21 protein-coding genes and 1 tRNA gene are annotated in these 22755 nt (G+C 71.7%); 8 read left to right on the forward strand and 14 right to left on the reverse strand.

Annotation, left to right across the window (positions count from 1 at the left end):
* Window positions 1–13: 13 nt before the first annotated feature.
* Entirely contained in the window at window positions 14–1162 is a 1149-nt protein-coding gene (locus LTT61_RS14010) for a class I SAM-dependent methyltransferase (protein WP_233020394.1), read from the reverse strand.
* Window positions 1163–1275: 113 nt separating this feature from the next.
* Here LTT61_RS14010 and LTT61_RS14015 point away from each other — a divergent pair, with 113 nt between their 5' ends.
* On the forward strand, window positions 1276–1866 hold the full coding sequence (locus LTT61_RS14015) for an AMIN-like domain-containing (lipo)protein (RefSeq protein WP_233020395.1): 591 nt from the start codon (window positions 1276–1278) through the stop codon (window positions 1864–1866).
* A 74-nt stretch (window positions 1867–1940) separates the two neighbouring features.
* Entirely contained in the window at window positions 1941–2504 is a 564-nt protein-coding gene (locus tag LTT61_RS14020; protein WP_233020396.1) for a DUF305 domain-containing protein, read from the forward strand.
* A gap of 3 nt (window positions 2505–2507) precedes the next feature.
* Here LTT61_RS14020 and LTT61_RS14025 read toward each other — a convergent pair whose 3' ends face one another.
* Window positions 2508–2834 carry a hypothetical protein gene (locus tag LTT61_RS14025; RefSeq protein WP_233020397.1) on the reverse strand — a complete coding sequence of 109 codons (327 nt, stop codon included), beginning with the start codon at window positions 2832–2834 and terminating at the stop codon, window positions 2508–2510.
* Window positions 2835–3130: 296 nt separating this feature from the next.
* On the opposite strand from LTT61_RS14025, the gene LTT61_RS14030 reads away from it, so the two are divergent.
* The 3 genes from LTT61_RS14030 to LTT61_RS14040 are packed head-to-tail and all read left to right on the forward strand — an operon-like array spanning window position 3131 to window position 11324.
* Window positions 3131–9292: a non-ribosomal peptide synthetase gene (locus tag LTT61_RS14030; RefSeq protein WP_233020398.1), complete on the forward strand. Its 6162-nt coding sequence runs from the start codon at window positions 3131–3133 to the stop codon at window positions 9290–9292.
* A 47-nt stretch (window positions 9293–9339) separates the two neighbouring features.
* Complete coding sequence (locus tag LTT61_RS14035) at window positions 9340–10956, forward strand: uracil-DNA glycosylase (protein ID WP_233020399.1); 1617 nt, start codon at window positions 9340–9342, stop codon at window positions 10954–10956.
* Window positions 10953–11324 (forward strand): hypothetical protein, encoded by a 372-nt coding sequence (locus tag LTT61_RS14040; RefSeq protein WP_233020400.1) that lies wholly within the window; start codon window positions 10953–10955, stop codon window positions 11322–11324. The genes LTT61_RS14035 and LTT61_RS14040 overlap by 4 nt, the downstream gene beginning before the upstream one ends.
* Here the strand turns inward: LTT61_RS14040 and LTT61_RS14045 are convergent, their stop codons facing one another.
* The 8 genes from LTT61_RS14045 to LTT61_RS14080 form a co-directional block, all read right to left on the reverse strand.
* A complete protein-coding gene (locus LTT61_RS14045; RefSeq protein WP_233020401.1) occupies window positions 11325–11534 on the reverse strand; it encodes a DUF6374 family protein in 210 nt (69 codons plus the stop codon). It lies immediately after the preceding gene.
* A gap of 59 nt (window positions 11535–11593) precedes the next feature.
* Window positions 11594–11917 (reverse strand): hypothetical protein, encoded by a 324-nt coding sequence (locus LTT61_RS14050; RefSeq protein ID WP_233020402.1) that lies wholly within the window; start codon window positions 11915–11917, stop codon window positions 11594–11596.
* A gap of 12 nt (window positions 11918–11929) precedes the next feature.
* Window positions 11930–12499 (reverse strand): YdcF family protein, encoded by a 570-nt coding sequence (locus LTT61_RS14055; protein ID WP_233020403.1) that lies wholly within the window; start codon window positions 12497–12499, stop codon window positions 11930–11932.
* A gap of 96 nt (window positions 12500–12595) precedes the next feature.
* On the reverse strand, window positions 12596–13768 hold the full coding sequence (locus LTT61_RS14060) for a helix-turn-helix domain-containing protein (protein WP_233020404.1): 1173 nt from the start codon (window positions 13766–13768) through the stop codon (window positions 12596–12598).
* 546 nt (window positions 13769–14314) lie between these two features.
* Window positions 14315–14388 (reverse strand) — tRNA-Leu (locus LTT61_RS14065).
* A 67-nt stretch (window positions 14389–14455) separates the two neighbouring features.
* Window positions 14456–14989, reverse strand: coding sequence for a hypothetical protein (locus tag LTT61_RS14070; protein ID WP_233020405.1), 534 nt, complete (start codon window positions 14987–14989; stop codon window positions 14456–14458).
* A gap of 7 nt (window positions 14990–14996) precedes the next feature.
* Entirely contained in the window at window positions 14997–16481 is a 1485-nt protein-coding gene (locus tag LTT61_RS14075) for an amino acid permease (protein ID WP_233020406.1), read from the reverse strand.
* 19 nt (window positions 16482–16500) lie between these two features.
* A complete protein-coding gene (locus tag LTT61_RS14080; protein ID WP_233020407.1) occupies window positions 16501–17970 on the reverse strand; it encodes a peptide MFS transporter in 1470 nt (489 codons plus the stop codon).
* A gap of 85 nt (window positions 17971–18055) precedes the next feature.
* Between LTT61_RS14080 and LTT61_RS14085 the strand changes: the two genes are divergently transcribed.
* Window positions 18056–18514, forward strand: a complete 459-nt coding sequence (locus tag LTT61_RS14085) for an SRPBCC family protein (RefSeq protein WP_233020408.1) — start codon at window positions 18056–18058, stop codon at window positions 18512–18514.
* A gap of 28 nt (window positions 18515–18542) precedes the next feature.
* The gene (locus LTT61_RS14090; protein ID WP_233020409.1) at window positions 18543–19538 is read left to right on the forward strand and encodes an iron-containing redox enzyme family protein; all 996 of its coding nucleotides are present in this window, start codon (window positions 18543–18545) and stop codon (window positions 19536–19538) included.
* A gap of 204 nt (window positions 19539–19742) precedes the next feature.
* On the opposite strand, the gene LTT61_RS14095 is transcribed toward LTT61_RS14090, so the two are convergent.
* Window positions 19743–20420, reverse strand: a complete 678-nt coding sequence (locus tag LTT61_RS14095) for an NAD(P)-dependent oxidoreductase (RefSeq protein ID WP_233020410.1) — start codon at window positions 20418–20420, stop codon at window positions 19743–19745.
* Window positions 20421–20497: 77 nt separating this feature from the next.
* On the opposite strand from LTT61_RS14095, the gene LTT61_RS14100 reads away from it, so the two are divergent.
* Window positions 20498–21196 carry a TetR/AcrR family transcriptional regulator gene (locus LTT61_RS14100; RefSeq protein ID WP_233020411.1) on the forward strand — a complete coding sequence of 233 codons (699 nt, stop codon included), beginning with the start codon at window positions 20498–20500 and terminating at the stop codon, window positions 21194–21196.
* Window positions 21197–21200: 4 nt separating this feature from the next.
* Here LTT61_RS14100 and LTT61_RS14105 read toward each other — a convergent pair whose 3' ends face one another.
* The 3 genes from LTT61_RS14105 to LTT61_RS14115 are packed head-to-tail and all read right to left on the reverse strand — an operon-like array spanning window position 21201 to window position 22754.
* A complete protein-coding gene (locus LTT61_RS14105) occupies window positions 21201–21419 on the reverse strand; it encodes a CDGSH iron-sulfur domain-containing protein (protein WP_233020412.1) in 219 nt (72 codons plus the stop codon).
* A complete protein-coding gene (locus LTT61_RS14110; RefSeq protein WP_233020413.1) occupies window positions 21397–22053 on the reverse strand; it encodes a HemK2/MTQ2 family protein methyltransferase in 657 nt (218 codons plus the stop codon). The genes LTT61_RS14105 and LTT61_RS14110 overlap by 23 nt, the downstream gene beginning before the upstream one ends.
* A gap of 44 nt (window positions 22054–22097) precedes the next feature.
* Complete coding sequence (locus LTT61_RS14115) at window positions 22098–22754, reverse strand: histidine phosphatase family protein (protein ID WP_233020414.1); 657 nt, start codon at window positions 22752–22754, stop codon at window positions 22098–22100.
* Window position 22755: the final 1 nt, after the last annotated feature.

Genomic DNA, 22755 nt, shown 5'->3' on the forward strand with positions numbered 1-22755 from the left:
GACAATTCGGACTCTACCGTTCTACGTCCCGCAAACCACGTACCGATCTAGTCACCGTGAATTTCTGGTTGCGGGCGATGACCTCGGTGTGGCCGACCAGCCGCGCCGTCACGCCGCGGTGGTTCAGGTGGCTGTTGTAGACGGTCCACAGCTCACCGCCGGGCCGGAGCACCCGGCCCGCCGCGGTGAACATCTTGATCGCGGAGCCGGTGTGCACCGCCGCGCCGATGTGGAAGGGCGGGTTGCAGAGCACCAGGTCGGCGCTGGCGGGCGGCAGCGAGGCCATGGCGTCGTCGCGGACGACGCGCACCCGCTCGGCCACCCCGTTGGCCGCCGCCGTCGCCACCGCCGACGCCACCGCAGCGGCGGACTGGTCGGTGCCGGTGACGGTGATCCGCTGTCGCGAGCGGGCCAGCGCGACCGCCAGGATGCCGGTGCCGCAGCCCAGGTCGATCGCGTTGCGGGCGTCCGGCTTCATCCGGTCCAGGTGCCGGAGCAGGAAGCGGGTGCCGATGTCGAGTTTGGGGCCGGAGAAGGCGGCGCCGTGCGCCACCACGTCGAGCCCGAGCTCGGCCAGGTGCTCGCGCACCGGGAAGGGCGGCTCGCCCACCGGCTTCGGCCCCGAGACCAGCAGCGCGCGGGACTTCTGCCGCCCCCGGCTGGCGCGCACCTCGGTGAAGGTCTCGCCGAGCACCTCGTTCATGGCGGGGGTCAGGTACTTGTCCCGGCCCGCGGCGAAGACGAGGACACCGGGGTCGGCGTACCTGGCGATGGCGTCGGCGATCTCGGCGAGCCCGGCCAGCCCGCGCGGCAGCCGGAGCAGCACGACGGTGGCGCCGGTGAGCAGCGACGGGCCGAGCGGGTGGGCGCGGTAGCGCCCGGGGAGGTCGAGCGCGCGGGCATTGGCGGCGAGCGCGAGTTCCCCGGTGAGCACGTCCTGGTGCACCCGGATGCCGTGCAGGTCGTGGGAGACGGCGGCGCCGAGGGTGAGCGCGCCGTAGCCGTCGTCGATCACCGCGACCTGGCCCGCGCCCGCGCCGGCGAGCGCATCCGCCGCCACGTCGAGCAGCAGGCGGTCGGCGGCGTCGACGGCATAGAGGTTCGCCGCCTCCACATCCGGATACCGGCGCAACCGGCCCAGCACGTCGTCCACATCGCCCACGGCTCTCAAGTGTGCTGGATCGTTGCCCCCGTGTCGCACCGACCCCGCCCCCGCGAACCGCGGCACGCCCCCAAATCCCGGAAATGCCCCGCTCGCGGGCCTACCATCGGCCGATGCGGACCCCGATGCTGCTGACGGTTCTCGCCGCGGCCGCCGTGCTCACCGGCTGTGCGAACAGCGGCTCGGCGGAGCCTGCCCCCTCGCCCGGCTCGGTCGGCACCGCGCTCGAAGCGCCCCCGTCGAGCGCCGCCCCCGAGCCGGTCCCCGCCGACGCGCAGCCCGAGCGCGGGGACAAGAGCCGCGGCGCGATGCTCACCGTCACCGGTATCCGGATCGGCCACCACCCCGGCTTCGAGCGCGTGGTGTACGACCTGGGCGGCACCGGAACGCCCGGCTGGGTGGTCGAGTACACCGACCGGGTGGTGCAGGACGGCAGCGGAACGGTGCTCGACCTGGACGCCGGGTCCGTCCTCGAGGTGCGAATCCTGGGCTCCGCGTACCCCTTCGACACCGGCGTGACCCCGTTCGACAACTCCGAGCCCGTGCGCGACCCGGAGGCGCCGGGGGTGACGGGGGTCTACCGGACCATCGTGTTCGAGGGCGAGACCCAGTCCTTCATCGGGGTGCGCGGTGACCGACCGGCCTTCGAGGTGCGGACAGCGAACAACCCGACCCGGCTGATCGTGGATATCGCGACCTCCTGACCGGCATTGATCTTCACCGCCGGAGCGGCGCCGATCCGTTCCCCGGTGCCGGGGGAGGCAGCACAGTACCCCGGGTGAAGATCATCGTCCGCCTGCTCGCGGCCGCGTTCGTCGCGGCGGCCGCGCTGCTCGCCACCGGCTGCGGTGGCGGCGATTCCGCCCCGGCTCCCGCCCCGACCACCGCGCGGAACGGCCTCCAGCGCGGGGATGTCGAGTTCCTGCAGGGCATGGCCGCGCAGCAGGAGCAGTCGGCGGAGATCGCCGGGCTGGCCGCGAATCGCGCAGTGGATCAGCGGGTTCGTGAACTGGCGGTCACGCTGCGGCAGGACCGGGGGCCGGAGAGCGCTCGGATCACCGCACTGCTCGACGGTTTCGGCGAGCAGGCCGGTACCGGAATGGAAGGGTCGGGGCAGCTCGCGCTGCTCGGCCCGGGGCGGATCGCGGCGGTGGCGGCGGCGACTGGCGTGGAATTCGACGGGCAGTGGCTGGATCTGGTGGTCGAGCACCACGGCCGCGCGGTCGCGCTGGCGCAGTCGGAGCTGGCCGCGGGGATCGACCCGGAGACCCAGGCGCTGGCCAGGGACATCGTCACCGCGCGGCAGGCCGGGATCGACGCCGCGCGGGCCCTGCGGGGCTGACGATCAGACCCGCGGCGGCACCGTCTGCCGCCACACCTCGCTGTTGAGCCTCCTGCTGCGCTCGCGCTGCTGCCGCTTCCTGCGCTGCTCGAAGATCAGGGCGGCGCCGGTCAGCACCGCGACCACGGCGACGACGACGAGGAACAGCGCGCCCTCCGACCAGCCGCCGAGCGAGGTGATCGCGGCGATCACAGCGGCGAGGCCGCCGATGCCGAGCAGCCCGAAGCCCGCCCAGTTCCTGGAGTCCGCGAGCGTCGAACCGGCGCCCCGCCCGCGGGCGATATCGGGGGCGCCGTCGAGCGGCGGGATCTCCCATTGCGCTTCGGTCATCACACACACCTTCGTCAGTCGAGCCGTATTCGCCGGATGCCCCCGCTCGGCGCCGCGAAACTCCCCCCGCCCTTGACGAAATACGCCCCGAACAGTGCCCGGCGCGTCCATTCGGAAAGAGCTCGACAAGTACCGCGAATTTCTGGCTACATATCAAATGGCTATGAAATTCCTCCCTGCCTCGGCAGGCTCTCAGCAGCGCGAAAACTCCCGCACCGGGAAGCACGCAGTAGCGGGCGGTGGTCGACAGCCGTAGTATTCGGCCCGTTTAGGCCTCGCTCGACAGGACGTTCATCGTGACCAGCAGGACCCGGCACACGCCACCGTCCTCGCGCCGTGCCCGGGGCAAGCGGGCGCCCGCGGCCCGCGCGGCCACGCTCGCCGCCCTGCTCGCCGCCGCCGCCGAGCGCAATCCGGACGGTGTCGCGGTGGTCTGCGGGGACGATTCGCTCACCTACCGCGCGCTCGACGACCGCTCCACCCGGCTCGGCCGGGTGCTGCTGGCCAGGGGCGCGGCCCCCGAGGCCGCCGTCGCGGTGGCGCTGCCGCGCTCGATCGACGCCGTCGTGACGCTCTGGGCGGTGGCGAAGACCGGTGCCGCCTACGTGCCGATCGACCCCGCGCTGCCCGCCGCGCGCCTCGACTACCAGGTGCGGGACTGCGGCGCGCTGCTCGGCGTGACCGACCGGGCGCACGCGGGGGCGCTGCCGGACCGGCTCTCCTGGCTCACCGTCGACACCGCGGAGACGACCGGCCTGATCGCCGCCGAAGCCGCGGACCCGATCTCCTACCTGGACCGCCCGACCGTGCTCCGGGCCTCCGATACCGCCTACGTGATCTATACCTCCGGATCCACCGGGCAACCCAAGGGCGTCGCCGTCACGCACGCCGGGCTCGCCGGGCTCTGTGTGGAACAGGTCACCCGTTTCGGCCTCACGCCGGAGGCCCGCACGCTGCACTTCGCCTCGCCCAGCTTCGACGCCTCGATCCTGGAGCTGCTGCTCGCCGTCGGCGCCGCCGCGACCATGGTGATCGCGCCGCCCACCGTGCTCGGCGGCGGCGACCTGGCCGCGCTGCTGGCCGGGCACGGGGTCACGCACGCCTTCCTCACCCCGTCCACGCTGGCCACGCTCGACCCCGCGAGCGTGCCCGCGCTGCGGGTGCTCGTGGTCGGCGGCGAGCCGTGTCCCCCTGCGCTCGCCGACCGCTGGGCGGCGCACACCGCCCTGTTCAACGCCTACGGCCCGACCGAGGCCACCGTCGCCGCAACGCTCGCGGGCCCGATGACGCCGGGCGCCCCGGTGACCATCGGCGCCGCGCTGCCCGGCGTGCAGTGCCGGGTGCTGGACACCAAGCTGCGCCCGGTCGGCGTCGGCGTGGCGGGTGAGCTCTACCTCGGCGGGCCCGGGCTGGCCCGCGGCTACCGCGGGCGGCCCGCGCTCACCGCGCAGCGCTTCGTCGCCGACGCGAACGGCACGCTGCTCTACCGCACCGGAGACCTGGTGCGGCGCAACGGGACCGGTGATTTCGAGTATCTGGGGCGGCTGGACCGACAGGTGCAGGTGCGCGGGTTCCGGATCGAGCTCGGCGAGATCGAGGCCGCGCTGAGCGCGCAGCCCGGCGTGCGCGCGGCGGTGGTCGTCGACCGGCGCTCGCCCGGTGGCGACACCGCCCTGGTCGCGTACCTCGAGCCGGAGCCGGGCAGCGCCCCCGATCCGGCGGCGCTGGCCGACGCGGTGGCCAGGGTGCTGCCGCGCTACATGGTGCCGAACTCGATCACGCTGCTCGACCGCATCCCGCTGACCACCTCCGGCAAGGCGGACCGCACCGCGCTGCGCGCCCGCCCGGTGGACGAGTCGCCCTACCGCCCGCCCTCCGGCGCGGGCGAGGAGCTGGTGGCGCAGGCGTTCCGCGCGGTGCTCGGCCTGCCCCGGGTCGGCGCCGACGACGACTTCTTCGTGGTCGGCGGCAATTCGCTGCTCGCCACCCAGGTCGCGGCCCGGCTCGGCGACGCGCTCGACGCGCAGGTGCCGCCGCGGCTGGTCTTCGACCACCCGACCGTCGCCGGGCTCGCGGTCGCGGTGCGCACCGAGCTCTTCGACCCGGCCCGCCCGCCGCTGCTGCCGATGGCGCGGCCGGACCGGATCCCGCTCTCCCCCGCGCAGCTGCGGTTCTGGCTGCGCAACCAGTTCGACACCGCCTCCGCGGTGGACAACCTCGGCTTCGCGCTCACCCTGACCGGCGCACTCGACGTCCCGGCGCTGCACGCCGCCTTCGCCGACGCGGTGATCCGGCACGAATCGCTGCGCACCAGGTACCCGGCCGACGCCGACGGCCCGCACCAGGTGGTGCTCGACGCCGACGCGGCGCTCTCCGCGCTCCGGGTGCACGAGGCCACCGCCGAGCCGGACTCCCCCGCCGTCGCCGCCTGGGTGGACGAAATCCTGTGGCGCGGATTCGATGTCGCGCGCGAGGTGCCGCTCCGGGTCGGGCTGCTTCGCACCGGCGATCGGCACGTGCTCGTCTGTGCCATGCACCACATCTGCGCCGACGGGTCGTCGCTGGCGCCGCTCGCCCGCGACATCGCGGCGGCCTACGCGGCGCGCAGCGCGGGCACCCCGCCCGCCTGGAAGCCGCCTGCCGTGCAGTACGCCGACTACTCACTGTGGCAGCGCGAGGTGCTGGGCTCGCGCGAGGACCCGGAGTCCCCGCTCGCCCGCCAGCTCGCCTACTGGAAGCGGGAGCTCGCCGGCATCCCGGACGATCTCGAGCTGCCCGCCGACCGCCCGCGCCCCGCCGTGGCCTCGCTGCGCGGCGCCTCGGTGCAGCGCGAGGCCTCGGCCGCGCTGCACGGCGCGCTGCGCACGGTGGCGCGGCGCCACAACGCCACCGTCTTCATGGTCATGCGCACCGCGCTCGCGGTGCTGATGGCCCGGCTCTCCGGCGTCACCGACGTGACCATCGGGGTGCCGATGACGAACCGGGCCGAGGCCGCGCTGGACGACGTGGTCGGCATGTTCGTCAACACCACCGTCTCGCGCACCCGGGTCGACCCCGGCGAGAGCTTCGGCGCGCTGCTCGGCCGCACCAGGGAGCGCGACCTGGTCAACTTCGCGCACTCGGAGGTGCCGTTCGAGCACGTGGTCGATGCCGTCGACCCACTCCGCTCGCCCGGCAGGCACCCGCTCTACCAGGTCGGCTTCGCCTTCCAGAACTTCTCCGAGGCGCGCATGTCGATGGCGGGCGTCGCGTTCTCCGGGTTCGACCTGGAGACAAGGACCTCGAAGACCGACCTGCACATCGCCGTGGTGGAGTCGCGCACCGACGACGGCGCGCCCGGGCCGATCGTGGTCCGCTTCACCTACGCCACCGACCTCTTCGACGCCGCCACTGTGGAGCGCTTCGTCGGCGGCTACCTGCGGCTGCTGGAGCAGATCGCCGCCGAGCCCGGCCGGGTGGTCGGCGATCTCGACGTCATCGAGCCGGGCGAGCTGCGGCTGCTGCGCGCCTGGTCGACCGGGCCGGTGCGGGCGGTATCGACGGAATCGCTGCTCGCGCCGCTGCACCGGTTCGCCGCGACCAGCCCGTCCGCCCTCGCGGTGACCGGTGCGGGCGGGTCGCTCGGCTACGCGGAGCTGTCCGGCGCGGTGAGCAGGCTGGCGCGCTGGCTGATCGGGCGCGGGGTCGGGCCGGAGGCGGTCGTCGCGGTGGCCATGCGCCGCTCGCTCGCGCAGTACATCGCGCTCTGCGCGGTGGTCGAGGCCGGTGGCGCGTGGGTGCCGATCGACCCGGATCACCCGGCCGAACGGATCGGCTACGTGCTGGACTCCGCCCAGCCGGTCTGCATCCTCTCCACCGGCTCGGACGCCTTCACCGCGGCCCCGGCCGAGCTGGTCGACACCATCGACCTCTCCGGTTTCGCCGGAACCCCGGTCACCGACGCCGAGCGCCCGACCCCGCTGCACCCGGACAACCCCGCCTACCTCATCTACACCTCGGGCTCGACCGGCAAGCCGAAGGGCGTGGTGATCACGCACCGCGCCATCGTCAACCAGATCGAGTGGATGCGGCACGAGTACCGGGTGACCGCCGCCGACGTCTACCTGCAGAAGACGCCGGGCACCTTCGACGTCTCGCTCTGGGGGCACTTCCTGCCGCTGCGCTCCGGCGCGACGCTGGTGCTCGCCGGGCCGGACGAGCACCGCGACCCCGGCGCGCTCTCCCGGCTGATCGCCGAATACCGCTGCACGCTCACCGATTTCGTCCCGTCCATGCTGGCGGCCTTCGCCGCGCACTGCGAACCGGCCGAGCTGAGCACGCTGCGCGACATCTTCGTCATCGGCGAGGCGCTGCCCCCGGAGACCGCCCGCGCCTTCGCGCAGCGCAGCGCCGCCCGGATCCACAATGTCTACGGCCCCACCGAGGCCGCGGTGAGCATCACCGCGCACCGGGTCGGCCCGGCCGACGACGCCGCGGTACGGGTGCCGATCGGCGTCCCGGAGTGGAATTCCCGGGTGCTGGTGCTCGATTCGCGGCTCTGCCCGGTGCCGGTCGGCGCCGTCGGCGAGCTGTACCTGGCCGGGGTGCAGCTGGCCCGCGGCTACCACGGCCGGGCGGCGCTGAGCGCGGACCGGTTCGTCGCGAACCCGTACGACCACGCCGGGACCAGGATGTACCGCACCGGCGACCTGGTGCGCTGGAGCCCGCAGGGCGCGCTCGACTACCTCGGCCGCAGCGACTTCCAGGTCAAGCTGCGCGGGCACCGGATCGAGCTGGGCGAGATCGAGGCCGCGCTGCTCGCGCAGGCCGGGGTCGGCCAGGCCGCGGTGGTGGTGAAGACCGGCGATACCGGCGATCACCTGGTCGGCTACGTCGTCCCAGTGCCCGGCGCCGCGCTCGACCCGGATGCGCTGCGCACCGCCGTCAGCGCCGCGCTGCCCTCGTACATGGTGCCGTCGGCCGTTGTCGTGCTGGCCGAACTGCCGGTGAACACCAGCGGCAAGCTGGACCGCGCGGCGCTGCCGAGCCCGGTCTTCGCCTCCCGCTCGCTGGTCGTCCCGCGCACCCCGCTGGAGGCCACCGTCGCCGCCGCCTTCGCCGACGTGCTCGGGCTGCCCGAGGTCGGGGTGACCGACGACTTCTACGACCTCGGCGGCTCCTCGCTGCTCGCCTTCTCCCTGCACCAGCGGCTGACCAGGGATCTCGGGCGGCGGGTGCCGATGGCGGCGCTGCTCGGCGACCCGACCGCCGCGGGCGTGGCCGGCTACATCGGCGGCGCCGAGACCGCGGCCGCCGCGAGCCCCGCCGACGACGCCGTGCTCGACGACGACATCTCGCCGTTCACCATGACCCCGCGCGCCGTGCTGCTCACCGGCGCCACCGGCTTCCTCGGCGCACACCTCCTGCGCGCACTCCTCGACCGCACCCCCGCCACGGTGTACTGCCTGGTCCGGGCCGGTTCCGACGCGCAGGCCGTGGAGCGGGTGCTGGCCGCGCTGCGCCGGTACCGGCTGCGCGAGGACGGCTTCGAACGGGTCCGGCCCGTGCCCGGCGACCTCGCCGCGCCGCGGCTCGGCCTCGCCCCCGCCGACTACGAGCGGCTCGCCGCCGAGATCGACGTGGTGCACCACAACGGGGCTCGGGTGAACCACATCGAGCCGTACGCCAGGCTGCGCGCGGCCAACGTCGAAGGCACCCGCGAGGTGCTGCGCTTCGCCCGCACCGGCCGGATCAAGCCACTGCACTTCGTCTCCACCATCAACACCGCCGTCCGCGCCGCCGACCGGCCGATCACCGAGGACACCAGGCTCACCGCCGACGAGCTGCCCGCGAGCGGATACATCGCGTCCAAGTGGACGGCGGAGGAGCTGGTCCGCAAGGCCGCCGAGCGCGGGCTGCCCGCCCGCGTCTACCGGCCAGGCACCATCAGCGGCACCGCAGCGGCCGGGATCAACAGCACCTCCGACGCGCTGTGGAACCTGTTGCGCGCCACCGCCGTCCTCGGCATGGCGCCCGACCTCGGGGACGCCGCGGTTTCGCTGGTGCCGGTGGACTACGTCGCCGACGCCGTCGTCACCATGGCCGGGCGCGCGGGCACCGAGACCGTCTACCACCTGGTGAACCCGGAACCCGTTGCGGTGTCGGCGATCTACGACATTCTGCGGGAGCAGGGGGTACCGGTCGAGACCGTCTCCCTGGAGCGCGTGCGGGACGCCCTGGAGCGAGAATCGCGGCTCCGCGAGGCAGCGGGTGACGACACCCTCACCCGCGCCGCGCTGCTCACCACCGATTTCGCCGGGCTGCCGGTGCATCTCGACTGGCGTGACGAGCACACACAGGCGATGCTGTCGGGCACCGGCGTGCGCCGCCGACCGGTCGACCGGGAAGTTCTGGCCGGGTATGTCCGGGAATTCCTGGCGTCGGGGTTCATTCCGGCCCCGGCAGGGATACCCTCGTAGTCCGTACCGACCAGGTTTCTTAGCTGACCGAGGCGGATACCCCGTCGGTGTCACCGACCGCGAACCGCCGAATTGAAACGGAGTCCCACTCGATGTCCACCGGCAGGAACGCGCCCCGCGGGGTGACCAAGCGCGCTATCGCGGCCTTGATGTTCTGGAAGAAGGATTCTTCGGCGGACGGTGTCGCCGATTCCGCGGGTACGGCGGGTACCGAGCCGGCCGTGGGCTCCGCAGGCACTTCGACCGTCAGCGACGCACCGGTTGTCGAGCCGACCGATTCCGCGGTCTCCGACGCACCCGTGCGCGCGGTCGAGACCGCCGAACCCCCGGCTGCCGCCGTCGCCGTTGATGCCGCGGATGTCGAAGCGGACAGGGCCGCGCCTGCCGATGTCACGTCGGCTCAGACCACCGAGGTCGCGCCCGCCGACGCCACCCCCACCGAGACCACCGCGTCCGCCGACGCCACGCCCGTCGAGGTTACTGCGGCCACGCCCGCCGACGCCAAGCCCGTCGAGGTCACGCCCGCCAAGGCCACCGAGGCCGCGCCCGTCGAGGCCAAGCCCGCCGAGGTCACATCGGCCGATGCTGCGCCCGCCGCCGCGCCGGCGGATTCCGCCGAGAGCGCTGCCCCTGCCGCTGCCATCGAGAAAGCCGAGATCGCATCGACCGACAGCTCCGTCCCGGCGACCGAGCCTGCGAGCGACACTCCCGAGGTAGCGGCTCCGAGCACCCCCGTCGCTTCGGCGGCCGAAGCCGACAACGCTCCCTCGGACGCAACCGCCCCGGCACCCACCGCGACACCCCAGGCCGAGCCGACGCCGCCCGCGGCGGTCGAGCCCGCGACCGCTCCAGCCAAGAAGGCGGCTCCGCGCAAGAAGGCGGCCGCGAAGACGGCCGACCCGAGCGCCCCGGCCAAGAAGACCGCGGCCAAGGCAGCAACCAAGGCACCGGCAAAGAAGGCCCCCGCGAAGAAGACCGCGGCCGCGAAGTCCACCACCCCGCGCGAAACCGCCGCCCCCAAGGTGGAGGAGCGCACCCTCACCGCCCGCCGCCTGGCGGACAACACCTACCGCGACGAACAGCTCGCCGCCCGCTACGAGGGCCCGATCGCCCCCTTCAACCACCTCGTCGACCGCCTCACCGAGGAGACCGGCGAACCCATCCCCCACCTCGCCCCCATCTACGGCGGCACCGAAGCCCGAGTCCTCTCCCTCTTCCGCGACCCGGGCCCCAAGACCCGCTCCGGCCAGCAGAGCAGCGGCCTCCTCTCCCTGGAGAACGACGACCAGGCCGCCGAACGCTACCTGGAGTTCTTCCGAACCTCCGGCCTCCGCATCGGCGACCTCATCACCTGGAACGCCTACCCCTGGTACACCAGCCGCAAGCCCTCCACCGCCGATATCGACCGCGGCATCGCCCCCCTCGAACAGGTCATCGCCCTGCTCCCCAAGCTGAAGGTCGTCCTCGCCCACGGCCTCGACGCCCAAGCCGCCTGGCGCCGCTTCGAACGGCAGCACCCCGAGGTCGCGAGCAAACTCGTCGTCATCCCGACCTACCACACCAGCAAACAGGCCCTCTTCACCCAGGACGAAGCCGTCCGCGCCCAGCGTGAGGACAAGTTGCGCAGCGACTTCGCCAAGGCCGCGGAGCATCTCGCCGAGTGACCGAGGATCTCATCGGTACCTGGAGTTCCGACTACGGGTACCACTCCTCCATGCAGGACGAAGAGCTGGTGTTCCGCCCGAACGGTGAGGGTTCGGTGGCGTACGCGAGGCCCGGTTCGTCCGATTGCGTGCTGTTCCGCTGGGCGCCGAGCGGCCCGGATTCCGTGCTGCTCACCCCGCACCGCTCGTACCGTGACGAGAACGGCGCGGTCACCGAGCGCGAAATCCCCGCCGCGGCCGAGTTCCGCTATCGACTGGAGCAGGGCATCCGCCCGCTCCTCGACCATCCCCTTCCGGTCCTGGTCGTGATCGAGCACACCGGCCTCCTGGTCGCCGACTCCTACGCCCAGGTCACCGGCGTGCGCTGATCACCGGTGCCTGCGCGGCCGATCACACACCTGCCGCGCGGGCTCCGCCGCGACCCCCGCATAGGCCCGCAGCGCCTCCCCGATCCGCCCCGCCGCCCGCTCCAACTGCTCGGGCGAGAGCTGCTTGCCGAACGCGGCCGCGTCCAGCAATTGCCGCTGCGTCTGCCGCAGCTCCTCGGCGGCCCGATCGAGTGGGGATGGCTCAGGCATGGCACGACGCTACACCCTGGCGAACATATGTTCGAGTCGATCAACCGATCGGTTTCGGCCTACGCGTCCAAGTCCACGGTCCGCTGCGGGTGGTCCGCTGGGCGGAGCGGCGCGTAACTGTCGTTGGACCACTTCATGTGCCCTGCACGAACCGCCTCGTACTTACGCAACTGCGCCGCCGACGTGTCGCGCAGGTTTCCGTCCACCACGAATCCCACCGCCTCCCAGCGGCGGCCATCGAGCCGTGCGAGGAACTGCTGCTTGCGTCCCTGCCGCGGCAGGGTGGGGGCCGCTGCCAGAACCGTGTCCCCGGCGGATGCGGTGGCGTCCGGAATCGAATCCGCCTCCGCGAAGTGCTGGCAGGTGCGCCAGAGTCCGTACATCACTTTCTCCTCTCATCGGATGAGCCGATCTGTGTAACCTGCCGCGACCAGGGTGGCGAAAGCGTCCCTGACGTCGGCAGGCACGTCCTGCTCGATTGCGAACCCTTGCTCTGCGTACGTCCACACGCGCTGCGTCTCCCCGACGAGCGAGGTGAGCACCAGATCGGTGTCCCCGATCGACTCGACATAGTCGTCGAAAGGGAGCGCGGTGAACGAGCACACCACCTCGACCTCCGGCCACACCTTCCGGCACGTGGCGTAGCCGCGCCGCGCCTGCTGCGGCTTCGTGATCAGCGTGACCGATCGGATGTCGCGCCCGGCGAGCAACTCGCGAGAGAACTCGATGTTCTGCCCGGTGTTCGTCGCCGCCGGCTCCACCAGGATCACCTCGTCCGGTACACCGAGTGCCAGCACGATCTCGCGATAGTGCACCGCCTCCCCGCGCGGGAAACGGACCGCGGTGACCGGCGAGGTCGCTCCGGTGAAGACGATCAGCGGGATCAGGCCGCGGTGATACAGCTCCGCGGCATGGCCGGCGACGCTCGGATCGTGGCCGCCGAGACCGATTCCCACGTCGGTCACCCGCTGCTCGTGCCGCAGCCGGTTGTACTCCCACAGCCTCTCGATCGCGGGCCTGAGCGATACCGGGAACATGGCGGTCCGACTCCGCACCGAAGATCAGACCTGGACCCCGAGCCACGAAGCGAACCCGGTGAGGCTGCTCGTCTGCCTGCGCTGTGCGGCGGCGATGCCGTGGACGGTCTCTCGTACGGCCGGGTGCAGGCGAGTCTGTTGCGGCGCGATCCGGCGGGCCTGGTTCAGCGCGTCCAGCGCTTTGTCCGGCTTGCCGGTCAGCAGCCATGCGCGGCTCACGTCTTGCCAGTGGTGCCCGGCGCGGGTCTTCGCGAGCGACCTGGGCAGCTTCAAGGCGGAGCCTTCACGAGCGGCTCGACCCGGATCACCCGCCTCCAACTCGACACCGACCGCGTGAATCTCGGTATTGGCCGGGCCGAACAGCGTCTCGTACGCCCGCGACTCATGCCCGAGCCGCTGGCCGATGGCACGCGCCTCCGCGAGGTGATCGTGGGCCGTGTCCAGCCGCAGCCCACGTGCCGCCGCCACCGCCCCGGCCAGGTGCGCAGCACCTGCCACCGACAGCGCGCCTTCGCTCTCGCCGGGCGACTCAGCGATCGCCTTGTCGACAAGGGTGAGGGCGAGGTCGGTGCTGTCTTGGTAGACCAGCAGCCGCGTGCGCATCACCTGGCCGACGGCAGGAGCGAGAGGGTCGTTCCCGCGAGCCGCCGCCCAGTCGTAGCGGTCGATCGCGGGGATCGTCAGCGACATGAAGCCGAAGCGCCTGCACATCCGGTCGGCCGCGTTGTAGGCGCTGCACAGCAACTCGTAGGCGGCGGGATCTGCGGTCTCCTGCAACGCACCGTAGGTCTTCCGAATCAGCGCGGGCAGCTTCGCTAAAGCCTTGCGGCTGTTGCCCTTCCGGTCCTCATCATTGATCCGTTGCATGGAGGCTTGCAGGTCCGCGATCGTCCCGGGCTCCTCGGGCCGCACGTATTCGCCCTCGCACAGAATCGCCCGCAGCTCGGCGATGCCCTCGAGGGGACCGTCTTCTGCGAGAACTTCCCGGTACGGCGTGCCAGTGAGCCGCTCGGGCTCGACGCGCAGCACCCGCGCGGCGGCAGCGATGAACGCCGGACTGGCCGGTTCGCGGCCCTGCTCCACAGCCTTGACCATCGCCAGGCTGTAGTTCGCGCGGGTGGCGAGTTGGCGCTGGCTCAAGCCCGCGAGCTTCCGCTCGGCCGCAATGGCCTGTCCAGCGTGAGGCGATGGGCTCATGTTCCCAGGATAGGGCGCTATCCCCTACCTAGCCCTTCGATGCGCCCGTGCGCACCAGGCTTCCCGTCAAACGTCCGCCCCTGGAGGCGGATTCATCTCCCGGTGGCGGTAGGGGCCAGAGCCGGGGCGGGTGGCAGGGGAACTCGATGGAATGGCTTTCTGATTCGCGCACGATGCGTCGCGTAGCCGCAGGGCTGCGACGGCTGGACATCTATCCAGCTGCGTGCAAGTGGACGGACCCGCTACGGGGTCGATCTCACGCACACCACCTCATGGCCATCCACGCGGGGCATCGCTGCCCCCGGTACTCCATGGCCGTGGCATACCTGGAACAGACGAGCTGGTCGTGATCGCGGTGGGATGGGTGGTCGTTATCGGCCTGCCGCTGGCGGTGCTGGCGCTCGCTGTGCTGTGGCCCGAACAGACCCGCGACGAAGACCCGCCGGATAGGCCCTGACCAGCCCGTGTGCTGGGGCAGTGCTGGGGTGGCGGGCGGCTCGATCTCCTGCTGAGCGGACAGCACCGCGCCTACCTGCTCAGCTGCGGTGCCCCCAGTCGGACTCGAACCGACACTGTGCGGATTTTAAGTCCGCTGCCTCTGCCAATTGGGCTATGGGGGCGCCCCGGAGAAGAGTACCGGACCCGTACGCCTGTACCGGAATTCGACCGCCGGGTCCGATACCGAACTCACATCGCGGGGTCGGCGCGGATGAAGAAGCAGGAGTCGACGATGACGGCGGCGGCGGGGAGGCCGTACACGTCGGCGACCTCGCGCAGGTCGGGGCTGACGCGCGGGTCGGTGGTCAGCGCGCACAGAGCGATCTGGAGCGCTTCGCCGAGGCCGGTGAGGTGCTCGGCGATGGTCACGGCGTCGGCGGGGCCGAGTTCGTCCCAGCCGAGCGGGGTGCGGGTCTGGACGCGGTGGCGGCGCAGGGTGTCCTCGCCGAGCAGCTTCATGAACTCGATGGCGCCGGTGAGGCAGCGCTGGTGCACGGCGCGGTACTCGGGGCAGGGCCTGCCGCGCTCGACCATGACGGCGGCGACGGTCGCGGCGGTGAAGAGCGCGTCGCAGGCGCGGGCGGCCGCGGCCTCCGGCTCCCGGTGGTGGTCGCAGAGGCCGGCGGCGACGGCGTCGATCCAGTCGTTGACCTGCGTGACCCCGGGGAGGCGGCGCGGGACGGGCTGCGGTTCGCGGGAGCGCCGTCTCCACAGGTTTCGCATGATGCCTCTATTCCGAAGCGGGACTCGATGTCGCCGTGCGATTGAGCAGGGAATGCCGTCGTCCGTAGGCAAAATACACCAGCAGGCCGATCACCATCCAGAGCAGGAAGCGCACCCAGGTCTCGACCGAGAGGTTGACCATCAGCCACAGGCAGGCGAGCACGCCGAGGATCGGGACGAACGGCACCAGCGGCACCCGGAAGCCGCGCTCCAGCTCCGGCCGGGTGCGGCGGAGCACCAGCACGCCGATGGAGACCAGCACGAACGCGAAGAGCGTTCCGATGTTCACCATCTCCTCCAGCGTGCCGAACTGGACGAAGCCGGCCAGCAGCATGCACACGACGCCGATCAGCACGGTGAGCCGGGCGGGGGTGCCGAAGCGGCCGGTCTTGGCGAGCCCGCGCGGCATGAGGCCGTCGCGGGACATCGCGAAGAGCACCCGGGTCTGGCCGAGGAAGAGCACCATGACCACGGTGGTGAGGCCGGCCAGCGCGCCGATGGAGATCACCTTCTGCGCCCAGTCGGCGCCCTGCAGCGCGAAAGCGGTGGCGAGCGTGGAGTCGTCGCCCGCCAGCTCGGTGTAGGGCACCATGCCGGTGAGCACCAGTGAGACCACCACATACAGCACGGTCACCACGGCCAGCGAGCCGAGGATGCCGCGCGGGACGGCGCGCTGCGGGTCCTTGGTCTCCTCGGCAGTGGTGGCGACCACGTCGAAGCCGATGAAGGCGAAGAACACCAGGCTGGCCGCGGCGAGCAACCCGTACCAGCCGAAGTTGCTGCTCCCGGCGCCGGTGACCCAGGAGAAGAGCGACTGGTGCCAGCCCGCCTCGCCCTCGCCCGGCTGCGACGGCGGGATGTAGGGCGAGAGGTTGTCCCTGTCGAAGTAGGTCAGCCCGACCACGACCACCAGCGCGATCACGGCCAGCTTGATCGCCACCGCGACGGCCGAGACCCGGGACGACACCTTGGTGCCGATGACGAGCAGCACCGTCAGCACCGCGAGCAGAATCACGGCGCCCCAGTCGAATTCGACCGGCCCGAGGTGCAGCACCGGGTCGATGCCGGTGAACACCTCGCCCAGGTACTGCGACCACCCCTTGGCCACCACGGAGGCGGCGAGCGCGAACTCCAGGATCAGGTCCCAGCCGATGATCCAGGCGACCAGCTCGCCGAAGGTGGCGTAGGAGTAGGTGTAGGCGCTGCCCGCGACCGGGACGGTGGAGGCGAACTCGGCGTAGCAGAGCGCGGTCAGCCCGCAGGCGACGGCGGCGAAGACGAAGGCCAGCGAGACCGACGGTCCGGCGACATTGCCCGCGGTGCGCGCGGTCAGCGTGAAGATGCCCGCGCCGACAACGACGGCGACGCCGAAGACGGTGAGGTCCCAGGCGGTCAGGTCCCTGCGGAGCTTGGCGTCGGGGTCGTCGGTGTCGCGGATGGACTGCTCCACCGATTTGGTCCGGAACAATCCGCCGGTGCGGGTCGTGGTCATGGTGCCTCCGTTCCTCGAATCAATGCACGCCCTCCATGTGCCTGCGCACCCACGGCGCGAGAGCGGCCATGATCAGCCCCGCGACGACGGCGACCGCGCCGATCAGCCCGAAGTACGCGAATTCCCGATCGGTCTCGTAGTACCCCGCGAGCACGCCCGCCATCGAGGTGCCGAAGCCGACCGAGAAGAAGTAGAGCGCCATCATCTGCGCGCGGAACGCCTCCGGCGCCAGCTGGGTGGTGACGGCCAGCCCGATCGGCGAGATCAGCAGCTCGGAGACGGCGAACCCGGCCATGATGAGCAGCACGAACACCGCGGGCGTGCTACGCCCCTCGCCCCCGGCGAACAGCAGGAACAGCCAGAACGAGAGCCCCATGCCGAGCACGCCGAGCGCGAACTTGAGCGGGGTGCCCGGCGCGCGGCTGCCGAGCCGGGTCCAGAGCAGGGCGAAGAGCGGGGAGAGCGCGATGATCCACACCGGCTCCACCGAGCCGATCCAGCTGGAGGGGGCGGTCCAGCCGAAGATGGACCAGTTCATCCGCTCGTCCGAGTACACCGCGAGCACCGTGAAGATCTGCTGGAACAGCGACCAGAACACCGCGTTGGCGATGAACAGCGGGATGAAGGCGCGCACCCGGGTGCGCTCCACCGGGGTCACCTTGGGGCTGCGCAGGATGATCGCGAAGTAGAGCACCGAGGCGACGGCGATCACGCCGGTGGTGACGTCGGCGAGGTTGCTCAGCCGCACCCAGCCGAGCAGCCAGACCACCGCGACCAGTACGGCGACCCCGATCAGCACCCCGGCGATCGGCCCGATCGCTCCGCGCGGCAGCGGGTTCGGCACCTCGCGCCCCGCGGTGCCGAGGTTGCGGCGAAAGACCACGTACTGGGTGAGGCCCAGCGCCATGCCGATCGCGGCGGCGCCGAAGCCGTAGTGGAAGCCCCACTCGCGCTGCAGCAGCCCGGTGAGCAGCGGGCCGACGAAGGCGCCGATATTGATGCCGAGGTAGAAGAGGGTGAAACCGCCGTCCACCCTGGCATCGCCCTTGGGGTAGAGCGTGCCGAGCAGCGAGGAGGCGTTCGCCTTGAGCGCGCCGCTGCCGAGCGCAACGAGCACCAGCCCGACGCCGACCCCGGCCAGCCCCGGCAGCAGGGCGAGGGCGATGTGCCCGGCCATCACGACGACACCGCCGTAGAAGACCGTCCGCTCCATTCCCAGCAACCGGTCGGCGATCCATCCGCCGAGCACCGTGGAGAGGTAGACGAGGCCGCCGTAGGCGCCGACGATGCCGACGCCGGTGTCCTGCGAGAGCCCGAGCCCGCCGTCGGTCACCGAGTAGTACAGGTAGTAGCCGAGAATGGTGAGCATGCCGTAGAAGGAGAAGCGCTCCCACAGCTCGACACCGAACAGGTTCGTCAAGCCGATCGGGTGCCCGAAGAAGGTGCGCTCCGGAACGTCCGCTTGCTCGATATTCGCTGTCTCGGCCATGCGCCACACCTTCCCATACCGCCCGACTCGGTCCGGTAGCCACTCCGGCCGGTTTCGCCCGGTCGGGCGCGGGCACTCGGGCCCCGTGATCGAGATCGGTATCACCGTGGAAGTACCCATCGACGAGGCGTTCGCCACATTGACCGATGGATGGCTGTACTCGTCCTGGGTCGTCGGCGCCTCGCACATCCGGGCGGTCGACCCGGAATGGCCCGCGGTCGGTTCGCGCATTCACCACAGCGTCGGGCCGTGGCCGCTCACCATGCAGGACCACACCACCGTTCGCGCAGTTCAGCGGCCGTATCGGCTGGAGCTGGAGGCGCGGCTGTGGCCGTTCGGCGCCGCGTACATCCGGCTGACGCTGCGCGAGGAGGGGCCGGGGCGGACCCGCATCGAGATGGCGGAGAAGGCTGTCAAGGGGCCCGGCGTGCTGGTGCCGGACCTCGCCCAGGGACTTCTGCTGGCGCCGCGCAATCGGGAGTCGCTGCAGCGGCTCGCTGATCTGATGCGCGGGCGGGCGGACAAGGGCTCCGGGGTCCGGTAGAGCTGCGGGATCGGGGTAATCGGCCACTATGACGACCAGCGTTCGCACCCGTCTCGCCCTGCCGCGGGCTCGGGGTGCTCTTTCCGATGCCGTGCTCACCGCGCTGCGCTCGGAGCCGGGAACTCCCGTTTCTGTCCCCGTCGGCGATGTCGATCCGTACGGCGACGATCTGCATCTCGCGCTCTACACCCTCTACGAACTGCACTATCAGGGATTCGAAGGGGTCGCGCCGGGCTGGGAGTGGGATCCCGGGCTGCTCGCTTTCCGTGCGGAGTTGGAGCGCCGGTTCCTGGCGGCTATGCGGGCCGATGTGCCCGGTGGGGACGATCTGGATGCGGAGCTGAACGCGCTGCTGGTGCAGCCGGGTGAGCCGGCCGGGGTCGGGGCCTTCCTGCTGGAGCGGGCCGAGTGGTGGCATGTGCGGGAGTACTTCACGCATCGGTCGATCTATCACCACAAAGAGGCGGATCCGTACGCCTGGGCGATTCCGCGATTGCGGGGTCAGTCGAAGGCTTCCCTGGTGGCCGTGGAGTTCGACGAGTACGGGGGTGGGCACGCTGACCGTGTGCACGCCAAGCTCTACGCGGATCTGATGGCCGCCGCCGGGTTGGATGACGGGTATCTGCACTACCTGGACGTGGTACCCGCGCCGATGCTGGCGCTGGTGAACATGATGTCGCTGTTCGGGCTGCATCGGGAGTTGCGCGGGGCGCTGGTCGGGCACTTCGCGACGGTGGAGATCACGTCGTCGCCCGGGTCGCGGCGGATGGTTTCCGTGCTCGAGCGGTTGGAAGCCGCGCCGGAGTGCGTGCGGTTCTACACCGAGCATGTCGAGGCGGATGCGGTGCACGAGCAGGTGATGCGGCATCAGGTGATCGCGCCGCTGGTGGCCGAGGAGCCGGAGCTCACCGAGTCGGTGGTGTTCGGGATCCAGGTGACGAATCTGCTCGAGGAGCATGTGGACCGGGTGCTGCTGGAGGCGTGGGAGGCGGGGAAGAGTTCCCTGCTCGAGCCGCTGGAATAGCGCGAGGGGCTCAACCCAGCGGGCTCATGTCCCTGCCCGGGCATTGTCGCCCAGTAGGCGCTGCCTGCCGGGCTGCCGTAACGGGGGCGGCTGTACACACCGGAGCACGTCGGAATCGGCTGCTGTCGGGACAAGCTGAACCGGCATCCGATGCCGAGGGGATCCGCCTCCGACGAACCCCGCAGGCGCCTGCGTCTCGACGCATCAGGCGGCGGCGACCGTGAATCGGCGCTGTACGAACCGCGCCCCCTCCACCTCGTCGAGCAGCGCCACTGCCAGATCCTCCGCCGAGATGTCGGCGTCCCCGGACAGCAACTGGTCACCGCCCACCCGGTATCGGCCGGTGCGCTCGCCCGGCTCGACCAATCCGGACGAGGGGCTCAGGTACGTCCAGTTCCGATTCGACCGCCGGTAGACGTCCAGCGCCTCGCGCAGCGCCAGAACCACCGCGCGGTACTCGGCGGGCACCCCGAGCCGTTCGGTCAGCACCTCGGTGAAAGCCGCTCCGGTATCGACGAGTTGGAGTCCGGGTGCCACCTCCAGACTGCCTCCACCGCCGACCACGACCAGGCGCACACCGGGGTGCCGGTGCAGCGCCGCCACCATCGCGTGCGCACCGGCCACGAAATCGTCGGCGTGCGCGATGGTGTCGGCGATGCCGTGCCCGACGTTCACCGCGCTGATCACCACGTCCAGCTCGGCGATCGCGGCGGCGATGCCGTCCGCGTCCAGCCAGTCCGCGACCACCCGCCGAGCCCCGAGATCGTCCGGGAGCCGCGCCGCGTCCCGCGCGATCGCCGTCACCTCGTGGTCGCGCCGCTCGGCCTCCCTGACCACCCGGCTGCCGATCACCCCGCTGGCTCCGAAAACTCCGATCCGCACCGTCACCACTCCTCGCCACTACACGCCGTTCAGTAAGTACACGGGTTATAGTATCCACACGCTGTAGGGTGTCAACCGTGGCCGAAGTGAGGAACCGCCGGGAACGGCTGCGCGCGGAGACGGTGGCGGAGATCAAGGGCATCGCGCTCCGGCTGCTCACCGAAGGCGGGCCGGACGCGATCACCCTGCGCGCCATCGCCCGGGAGATGGGAATGACCGCGGGCGCGCTCTACGGCTACTTCGCCACCCGCGACGACCTGATCAGCACCCTCATCTCCGACGTCTACACCGAACTGGTGATTCTGCTCGAAGCCGCGCGCGATGCGGTGCCCGCGGATGATCCGGGCGGGCGCATCGTGGCCTGGGGCGAGGCAGTGCGCGGCTGGGCGGTGGCGCATCCGGCCGGGTTCCGGCTGATCTACGGGGACCCGGTCGCGGGGTACCGCCCGCCGCCCGGTGGCCCGGCCCGCGCCGCCGAGCTGCGCGCCTGCGACGGGCTGGTCGGCCTGGCCGCCGCGGCCTGGCCGCGCGCGAAGGGGACGCAGGCGCAGGGCGATTCGACCTGGTCGGATTTCGATCCGGAGCTCGCCGAGCACGTGCGCACCGGCTATCCCGGCCTGCCCCCGGCCGCACTGGCGCTCGCGCTGCGCATGTGGGGCCGGATGCACGGCCCGATCGCGCTGGAGGTGTACGGACACCTGCGTCCGCAGTCGCGGAATCCGGGCAAGCTCTTCCGCATCGAGCTGCTCGACCTGGTGCGTTCGCTCGGCCTGTAGCGGGTCAGTCCTCGGCGCGGCGGGCGCGGCGGCGGTGGCTGGTATCGCAGAGGGGATAGATGTCGCTGCGTTTGCAGCGGCAGAGCGCGACCAGGAAGCGGTCGGACTTCACGACCACCCCGTCCTCGCCGACGATCTCCACCGGCCCCTCGATCAGCGCCGGACCACCCTGTTCCAGGGTGACCCGCCGTCGCTCCGGCTCACTGTTCGATGCGGTCGGCACGGATCACCACCAGCTCTTCCACCCGCTGCCCGGGCGCGATGAGCCCGGCATCCTCCAGCCAGTCCGCGCGGCCGCGCATGACCGGGCCGAAGGAGGTGAGCGAGCGGGCGACGGTGGACGCCTTGAGGCCGGATTCCCGGAGCATGCGCAGGGTGCGCTGCTCGTCGGAGAGTTCGGAGTGAACGAGCAGCGCGACGCCGTTGGGGGCGAGCAGGGTGGGCAGCGTCGCGCAGAGGTCGTCCAGGACCGAGCGGCCGTCGGACCCTGCGTCCCAGGCCCGGTCGAGTCCACGGGCCGGCTCGGGGTCGGCGCAGGGGACGTAGGGCGGGTTGGAGAGGACTACGTCGAAGGTGCGGTCGCGCAGCACCTCGCGGAAGTCGCCGCGGAGGAGTTCGACGGGGAGGCCGCGGACCCGGCTGTTGAGCCAGGCGGTGGAGATGGCTCGGCGGGAGATGTCGACGGCCGTGACCTCGGCGGCTCCGGCGCGGGCGGCCGTGACGGCCAGGGCACCGGTTCCGGTACAGATGTCGACCACGCGGGGGTTCCGGGGCAGGGCGGCATCGGCGAGGGCCCGGGCCAGCAACCAGGTATCGGCTTGCGGGCGGTAAACGCCCGGGAGTCGGAGGAGGCGCACGAGCCGCGAATACCTCCCATGATCAGGTCGAAACCAGGGAGGTTTCAGCTGGTCAGATGGGTGCGGACATCGTAGGCGAGCAGGCGGAAGTTCGCGCCGGCGGCGCGCTGCCACGAAGTGACGGAGCCGTTGCCCGCGAGGCCGTGGTCGGCGAGGGCGAGGATCTCCGGGTCGGGAAGCTGCTCCAGGACCTGGCGGAGCATGAGGACTACAGCGTCGTGCGCGATGATCAGCACCCGCTCCGGGCCTGGCTCGAGCAACTCGGTGACGACGGCACCGACCCGGTCGGCTACGTCGCGGAAGGATTCGCCCCCGGGCGGGCGGTAGCCGAGCGGGTCGCGGTCCTCGGCGGCAGCTTCTTCGGGGTGCAGGAGCCGGGCCCGCGCTTGCGACATCACGCGAAATTGCCCGCGGTCGCGGTCGTGCAGGCGGTCGTCGACGCGGAACTCCGGGGGTGAGCGCAGCTCCGCGGCGGCGATCTCCCAGGTGCGGCGGGCGCGCGGGTACGGGGAGCAGAGCACCAGGTCCGGGAGTTCATCGGGCGGAAGGGCGGCGAAGCGGCGGCCGAGGTCGCGGGCCTGCCGCTCCCCGAGCTCGGTCAGGAATACCTCCGAGTCCGGCAGGTAGGGCCGTGCCGCGGCGGGACCGGCGGCGTTGATCGGCGTCTGGCCGTGCCGGACGGCCTCCAGGTAGCGCAGCACG

This window comes from Nocardia asteroides, from assembly GCF_021183625.1.
Classification (GTDB): domain Bacteria; phylum Actinomycetota; class Actinomycetes; order Mycobacteriales; family Mycobacteriaceae; genus Nocardia; species Nocardia asteroides_A.

Bases quoted from the DNA above. Each gene is read 5' to 3' on its own strand.
- LTT61_RS14015 (WP_233020395.1), top strand. From the start codon at position 1,276: ATGCGGACCCCGATGCTGCTGACGGTTCTCGCCGCGGCCGCCGTGCTC.
- LTT61_RS14025 (WP_233020397.1), bottom strand. From the start codon at position 2,834: ATGACCGAAGCGCAATGGGAGATCCCGCCGCTCGACGGCGCCCCCGAT.
- LTT61_RS14045 (WP_233020401.1), bottom strand. From the start codon at position 11,534: ATGCCTGAGCCATCCCCACTCGATCGGGCCGCCGAGGAGCTGCGGCAG.
- LTT61_RS14050 (WP_233020402.1), bottom strand. From the start codon at position 11,917: ATGTACGGACTCTGGCGCACCTGCCAGCACTTCGCGGAGGCGGATTCG.
- LTT61_RS14060 (WP_233020404.1), bottom strand. From the start codon at position 13,768: ATGAGCCCATCGCCTCACGCTGGACAGGCCATTGCGGCCGAGCGGAAG.
- LTT61_RS14070 (WP_233020405.1), bottom strand. From the start codon at position 14,989: ATGCGAAACCTGTGGAGACGGCGCTCCCGCGAACCGCAGCCCGTCCCG.
- LTT61_RS14075 (WP_233020406.1), bottom strand. From the start codon at position 16,481: ATGACCACGACCCGCACCGGCGGATTGTTCCGGACCAAATCGGTGGAG.
- LTT61_RS14080 (WP_233020407.1), bottom strand. From the start codon at position 17,970: ATGGCCGAGACAGCGAATATCGAGCAAGCGGACGTTCCGGAGCGCACC.
- LTT61_RS14090 (WP_233020409.1), top strand. From the start codon at position 18,543: ATGACGACCAGCGTTCGCACCCGTCTCGCCCTGCCGCGGGCTCGGGGT.